The sequence below is a fragment of the Sphingopyxis sp. genome, assembly GCF_036402335.1.
GTDB lineage: Bacteria > Pseudomonadota > Alphaproteobacteria > Sphingomonadales > Sphingomonadaceae > Sphingopyxis.
This window is the reverse complement of the sequence record NZ_DASWTD010000544.1, coordinates 1-4,135: the sequence shown is the minus strand read 5'-3', so window position 1 is coordinate 4,135 and position 4,135 is coordinate 1. Positions and strand designations below refer to the sequence as shown.

General features: G+C 65.6%; 5 protein-coding genes. 1 reads left to right on the top strand and 4 read right to left on the bottom strand.

Features of this window, described 5'->3' with window-relative positions:
• Positions 1-45: 45 nt before the first annotated feature.
• Entirely contained in the window at positions 46-1,182 is a 1,137-nt protein-coding gene (gene dapE, locus VGD20_RS17750; protein ID WP_331135705.1) for a succinyl-diaminopimelate desuccinylase, read from the bottom strand.
• 97 nt (positions 1,183-1,279) lie between these two features.
• Here dapE and VGD20_RS17745 point away from each other — a divergent pair, with 97 nt between their 5' ends.
• Positions 1,280-1,747: a cupin domain-containing protein gene (locus tag VGD20_RS17745; RefSeq protein WP_331135704.1), complete on the top strand. Its 468-nt coding sequence runs from the start codon at positions 1,280-1,282 to the stop codon at positions 1,745-1,747.
• Here VGD20_RS17745 and VGD20_RS17740 read toward each other — a convergent pair.
• The 3 genes from VGD20_RS17740 to VGD20_RS17730 all read right to left on the bottom strand — a co-directional run bounded on the left by VGD20_RS17740 (position 1,744) and on the right by VGD20_RS17730 (position 4,015).
• The gene (locus VGD20_RS17740) at positions 1,744-2,391 is read right to left on the bottom strand and encodes a hypothetical protein (RefSeq protein WP_331135703.1); all 648 of its coding nucleotides are present in this window, start codon (positions 2,389-2,391) and stop codon (positions 1,744-1,746) included. The two genes, VGD20_RS17745 and VGD20_RS17740, sit on opposite strands and share 4 nt — an antisense overlap.
• A gap of 58 nt (positions 2,392-2,449) precedes the next feature.
• Positions 2,450-3,121, bottom strand: a complete 672-nt coding sequence (locus VGD20_RS17735) for a glutathione S-transferase family protein (protein WP_331135702.1) — start codon at positions 3,119-3,121, stop codon at positions 2,450-2,452.
• A 111-nt stretch (positions 3,122-3,232) separates the two neighbouring features.
• Entirely contained in the window at positions 3,233-4,015 is a 783-nt protein-coding gene (locus tag VGD20_RS17730) for an SDR family NAD(P)-dependent oxidoreductase (RefSeq protein WP_331135701.1), read from the bottom strand.
• Positions 4,016-4,135: the final 120 nt, after the last annotated feature.

Below are 4,135 nucleotides of genomic sequence, written 5' to 3'. Positions count from 1 at the left end.
GAGATTCTTCCTCTTGGCGACTTTGCGCTTTTGCGTGAGATATTCTCAGCCCGCCAAGGCGCGCATCAATATGCCGCGATAGATGGCGGTCAGCGTGTGGAGATCCGCCACCGCCACCGCCTCGTCGAGCTTGTGCATCGTGGCGTTGGTCAGCCCGAATTCGACCACGGGGCACAGCGCATGAAGGAAGCGCGCGTCCGACGTGCCGCCAGTCGTCGACATTTCGGGCGTGATGTCGGTCTCGGCATGGATCGCCTCGGCGACGAGCGCCGACAGGTCGCCGGGTGGCGTCAGGAAGGCTTCGCCCGAAATCTTGCCAACAATCTTCGCGTTGGGTTCGACTTCGTGCGCGATCCGCTCGATCGTCGCGACCAGGTCGGCGCCCTTCTGCGCGTCGTTGAAGCGGATCGACAGCCGCGCGCGCGCCGAGGCGGGGATGACGTTGGTTGCACCATTGCCGACCTCGATATCGGTGAATTCGATGTTCGATGGCTGGAACCAGTCGTTACCCGCGTCGAGCACGATCGCGTCGATCGCCGCCAATATCTTGACCAGCTTGGGGATCGGATTGTCGGCCAGGTGCGGATAGGCGACATGCCCCTGCGTCCCCGGCACGTCGATCCAGATATTCACCGACCCGCGCCGCCCGATCTTCACCATGTCGCCCAACCGGTTGACCGAGGTGGGCTCGCCGACGACGATCATGTCGGGCTTCACCCCGCGCGCGTCCATATGCTCCATCAGCGCGCGCGTGCCGAAGATCGCGGGGCCCTCCTCATCGCCGGTGATGATCAGGCTGATCGTGCCCGCCTCGGCCGGCGTCGCGGCCGCCGCGGCGACGAAGGCCGCGATCGAACCCTTCATGTCGACCGCGCCGCGCCCGTAGAGCAGCTCGCCGCGGATTTCGGGCGCGAACGCGTCGCCGGTCCAGCCCACGCCCGGCGGCACGACGTCGAGATGCCCGGCAAAGCCGAAATGCTTCGGCCCCTTGCCGGTGCGCACCGCGAGCAGATTCTCGACCGGCCCGTCGGGCTCGATCCCGTCGATAAAGCGCTCGACGGTGAAACCGAGCGGGGTCAGCGCCGCCTCCAGCACGTCGAACACGGCGCCCATGGCGGGGGTGATGCTCGGCGCGGCGATCAACGCCCTGGCGAGTTTTACGGGATCGACAGTGATGCTCATGCCGCTCCCTTACTCCCTCGCGCGCGCGCAAGTCGAGGCTTTGCATCGTGCCATCTTTGTGCGAAACAAAGGTAGAACAAACTCCACGAGGACTGTCATGCCCAAGCTCGATCTCGACACGATCCCGCAAACCAACACCACCGGCTATCCTGCGCCCTATGACGCGCCCGTGCAGGGGCGCTGGTACCGCCGCCTCGCGCCGCCGACGGGCCTCGGCGATTTCGCCGCGAGCCATGTCGTGCTCAAACCCGGTGCCTGGTCGTCGCAGCGCCACTGGCACGACGGCGAGGACGAAATGCTGGTGATGATTTCGGGCGAGGCGGTGCTGGTCGAGGACGACGGCCGCTGGCCGATGCGCGCGGGCGATATCGCGGTGTGGCCCAAGGGCAGCACCAACGGCCATCACCTGATCAACGAATCGGATGCCGACTGCGTCTTCGTCGCGCTCGGCGGCGGCAAGAAATATGATACCGGCGGCGGTTATTCGGACATCGACATGATCTTCACGCCCGATGGCTATTTCCACAAGGACGGCACACCCTATCCGACGCGACGCATCCCCTAGCGTATCTCGAAACTCAGCAAGGTGAAGCGCGCCGGGCGTGTCGCGAAGACGCCGTGCCCCCGGTGGGCCGTGGTGCCGAAGACCAGGCCGATCCGATCGAGATCGCCGATGGCGTCCTCCATCGCCCCCGGCGTCTTGATGGCGTTGCGGCCGGCTACTGAAATCCAATAGGGATCGTCGAGCCGCACGCTGATTTCATGCTCGCCCGGGGCAAGTTCGCGGACCGTCGGTACGGGGGCGTACCAACGATAATATTGGTAGCGGCCCCGCCCGGTCCAATTGTCGCCGCGCCGCTGCAGATAGATCGATACGGTCGCGGGCGCACGAGGGTTTTCCTGCGCGACGAACCGCGTGCCGGGCTCGGCATCGATGCGATAGCGCATCACGATGCGTGACGTGCCCGCCAGCGCCCCGGTGCGGCCCGTGACATAATGGACATGCCCTGCCGCGGCGCTGCCCACGGGAAAATCGAAATACCAGCCACCGCGCGTGGGCATCGGGCGCGCGGGCATCCCGGGCGAAAGATTTTTCCCGCGGATGATCGGTCCGATTTCCCAGCCGCTCGCTTGGTCGGCAGCCGCCAGGTCGGCCGTGACGGAGAGAGAGGCGAGGGCGGCGACGGCCGCGAGAAAATATTTGGGCATGCGGGCCATTATAGCGGCTTTCCCGCGACATGTCCTGAACAGGCCGTTCATGGGCCGCTCAGCCCTCGACGGGCCCTTCGAACTTCTCGATGATCCAGTCCTCGGCCTGCGCGCCGCCGATCCATTCCTGCATGCACGGATGGCTGATCACCGCTTGCGCATAGGCGGCGGCAAAGCGCGGCAGCGGGATCGAATAGGTAACGAAGCGCGTCACGACGGGGGCGAACATGATATCGGCCGCCGACCATTTGCCGAACAGATAATCGCCTTCGCCGCCGAAGCGCGCGCGCGCCTCGGCCCAGATCTGGAAGATGCGCACGACGTCGGCCTGCACTTCGGGCAGCAGCTCGGCGGGCGGATAGATGCGCCGGATGTTCATGCTGTGGTTGCGGCGGAGCGCGGCGAAGCTCGAATGCATTTCGGCCGCCATCGAGCGCGCCATCGCGCGCGCAGCCATGTCCTCGGGCCAGAAGCCCTTCGTCCCGCCGGTCTTTTCGTTGAGATAGTCGATGATCGCGAGGCTGTCCCACACGACGATATCGTCGCCGTCCCACAGGATCGGGACCTTGCCGCCCGACGGCGCGAACTCGTCGCCCTCGCGCCGGTTCGACCAATCCTCGTCGTAGAGCGGGACGGTGACTTCCTCGAACGGCAGCCCGCTATGCTTGACCGCCAGCCAGCCGCGCAGGCTCCAACTCGAATAGGCCTTGTTGCCGAGGAAGAGTTTCATGGGGACTCCAGATTCCCCTCCCGCTTGCGGGAGGGGTTAGGGGAGGGCTTGCTTTGAGGGTAGACAAGGGCCCACCCCCGGCCCCTCCCGCTTACGGGAGGAGAGGATTGCTCACCTGGGCGCCATGCGGATGCCGCCGTCGAGGCGCACGTCCTCGCCGTTGAAATAGCCCGTCTCGATCATGGTGAGCGCGAGATTGGCATATTCCGTCGGGCGCCCCAGTCGCTTCGGGAAGGGGACAGAGGCCGAAAGGGCGTCCTTCACGTTCTGCGGTGCCGCTGCGAGCAGCGGGGTATCGAAGATGCCGGGCAGGATGGTGTTGACGCGAATTCCTTCGCCCATCAGGTCGCGCGCGATAGGGAGCGTCATGCCCACGACGCCGCCCTTGGACGCCGAATAGGCGGCCTGGCCGATCTGCCCGTCCTCCGCCGCGACGCTCGCGGTGTTGACAATCGCGCCGCGCTCGCCGTCCTCCATCGGCTCCAATGTCATCATCCCTGCCGCCGACTTGGCGATGCAGCGGAAGGTGCCGACGAGGTTGATCTGGATCACCCAGTTAAACGCATCGAGCGGGAAATGCTTGATGCTGCCGTCTTCCTTGGAACGGCTCGCGGTCTTGATCGCGTTGCCTGTGCCCGCGCAGTTGACGAGGATGCGCTCCTGCCCATGTGTGGCGCGTGCCTTCTCGAAGCCCGCGTCGACGCTCTCGTCCGAGGTGACGTTGACCTCGCAGAACACGCCGCCGATGTCGGCCGCGACCTTTTCGCCTTTTTCGGCCTGAAGGTCGAAGATCGCGACCTTGACGCCCTTCGCTGCGAGCGCGCGCGCGGTGGCCTCGCCGAGGCCCGATGCGCCGCCGGTGACGATGGCCGCGATGCTCGAATCCAGTTTCATTCTCGTTCCTCTCACTGTCGCCCCAGCGAAAGCTGGGGCCCAAGCGGCCTCGTCGACCGCACCGAATTTGCATGCATCGTCTGGGCCCCAGCTTTCGCTGGGGCGACAGCTTTTACAGCC